Annotated in this window: 2 protein-coding genes; both read right to left on the bottom strand. The window is 42.9% G+C overall.

Annotated features, from left to right (window positions below):
* Positions 1–390: 390 nt before the first annotated feature.
* The gene (locus GQ598_RS10760) at positions 391–2,070 is read right to left on the bottom strand and encodes a hypothetical protein (RefSeq protein ID WP_160404115.1); all 1,680 of its coding nucleotides are present in this window, start codon (positions 2,068–2,070) and stop codon (positions 391–393) included.
* A gap of 256 nt (positions 2,071–2,326) precedes the next feature.
* Positions 2,327–2,515, bottom strand: a 189-nt coding sequence (locus tag GQ598_RS11155) for a hypothetical protein (protein WP_237410361.1), incomplete at its 5' end; no start/stop codon positions are given.

The raw sequence follows: 2,515 nt of genomic DNA, 5'->3' as shown, positions 1-2,515 counted from the left end.
GCCTCGTAGAGGCGAGTATCAGGATGATACGAGTAGTGCCGTAGGCCACATTTTGTAGCCAAAGCGTGGGATTGCAAAGGGAATTCGCTTTAATTCCCTTTGTTCGGACGTGGTCACTGTAGCTATTTTATTCACTAAAGGTCAAAACGTCCGAAACCTTGCCGTACTATAAATAGACCACAAATTTAAACCACCACAACGTAATCATTAGAATTGCCAACCACGCTTTCAGCGTCGGCGGCGGGGGCGGCGCGATTGTGGCTTCGCCGCAACAGCGCAACCCTAAGGGAAATGCCCCAACGTACGCGGGGTCTTTATTCTTTGATAAATTATCCTCTATCTGCACTATAACCCCCCGTGGCCCAAGGATTAAGGACTATGAAATAAAAGTTAAGGTGAGGAGCAAACAGCGTAGCGGCTATCGGAAACGTTGTCGCTGTAGATGTCTCCGCTTTGTGAGTAGACATCGAACCCATTGCTACCTGTTGTGTCACTCGTCCAGTAGCCGTAGTGGACGAAGCCCACATCAGCGTAGCGGTACATGACGCCCCACTCCGTGAAAAAACCAGCACCTATGTGACGCTGATAATAACTAGCAGGTGAACTAGGCCTGGCGCCAGAAATAGAAGGACTATTTGTGCGCACCGCGTTAGTTAAATCCTTGACCTGTGGTAAACGATAACCCAAACTACTACACCAAGATATTTGATTATACTGACTATCCCATTTTTTACCACGATGGACGAACCATTGCTTTAACACAAATCCATACCTCACCTCATTACCTCGACTATCTCTACCAACCAACTCAAATTTCTGCGGCAAAGATGGTACGGCTAGAGGACTAGGATTATTTGTATTTATCTGAGTTCTATCCGCCCTAGGACCGCTTAACGTTACCCGTGTGACATAACTGGATTTATCTCTAATCCATTCATCGGCTTGTAGAATATTTCCATGTGGGTCTGTGAATGCACCAGAACGCGGCTTTGTCCAACTTACCGTTGCTCTTATACTACCATTCGTGACAACAGGCCACGTCAACTGACTTCCATCTACTCCAGCAGGCAACTCTAAATCAAAATACAATCCATCAGCACCCGTTGTCGGAAAATTTTGGTCGTAAGATGAATAATCATTAGATTGAGTTAAAAAGCCCTTTGTAGGACTCCATATGTTAGATGGGCCTGCGTAATGGGAATCGTCACGGATATTATTAACTGTAGCACCAGTACCACCGAAGTACAAATTCGGCCTTGCGTAACAAACACGAGCAACAGTGTTATACGGGTTGATATAATAATCCACCATAGCTCCACCGAAATTACTACTCCTTGGCACCCCATACTGGGTAGTTAAACTTCCTTCTGTACTTACTAACCTTACCCTATAAGGAGCATTACATATATCCAATGCATCACTACGATTAACAGTATTGCCATCCTTATCCGTAAACGATACCGATATACTCCCTGTAGCCGTTACTCCATTAGCCCCCTGTCCATCCCCATCATCATCTTCCCAATTACCCTGAACAACCAAATCATTCATACTAATTGAACTCTGTGATGACGGGACGACCATTGTTATATGACCTAAGTTACTCCCCACATACGGCAAACTTATCGGATTTGCTGCACTTGATGGATTAGTAGATGGCGTGATAACCCGACCATCCTGCAATCTTATAGACAACAAATTGTCTGCATCTGTTACCTTTGTCCGACCACCGTCGAACGTTAAATATGGCGCACTACCCTCTATTTCCTTTGATGTATTTGCCGTCAATGCCATAGAACACTGCGAATACAACAATAAGAGCAGCAACGCAAAGAACAACGGCAATTTAGGTAATCTAAATAATTTAAGTAAGTCTGGTAATTTAGATAGAAAAGATAAGTGTCTCGGCCTTGGCGATAACCCTGCCGATAAACATGGCGATTTCGCCAAGTGCAATGATTTTGATAATTTAGGTGATAAAAATAAGAACTGAGTCTGATTTAAACTACAGCGAAAATGAAAAAGATTTAGAGCGTAGGTTTGGCAGGCCAGATGCCAGATGCCATGCATGGTAGCGCATTTCGATTATCCTGTCAAGTAATTTTTTGTTTTATTTACATTTTTTATAATTATCCGCTCAACTAATGAGCGTTCCCCCTGCTTTGAAAGCGATGAAATTATAACCGGTTGATTAATAATGCGCTAGTTTTTTGTTAAAAATTTTAAGGTTTTGTTAAGGCTTAAGTCAGCTTATGTTGGTGTGTTTTTGGGAAGGGTTTGGGTGGTGGTTTTGGCTAAAAACCACCAAACAAAAACTTTAATAAAATCAATACCTTTCTTGACCGATTCTTGAGCGGAAAATCAGGCCTTTTTGGGTTGGTGGATAGAATGAATTAGGTACGGTGGTTTCGGACGTTTTGACCTTTGGTAAACAAAATAGCCACAGTGACCACGTCCGAGTTAGGGAATTAAAGCGAATGAACTGCCCCCCAAAAGTTGGATTGTTTAAATCTAC

The sequence above is a fragment of the Gilliamella sp. Pas-s95 genome (assembly GCF_009795795.1).
Taxonomy (GTDB): Bacteria; Pseudomonadota; Gammaproteobacteria; order Enterobacterales; family Orbaceae; genus Gilliamella; species Gilliamella bombicola.
This window is presented reverse-complemented; position numbering and strand designations above follow the sequence as displayed.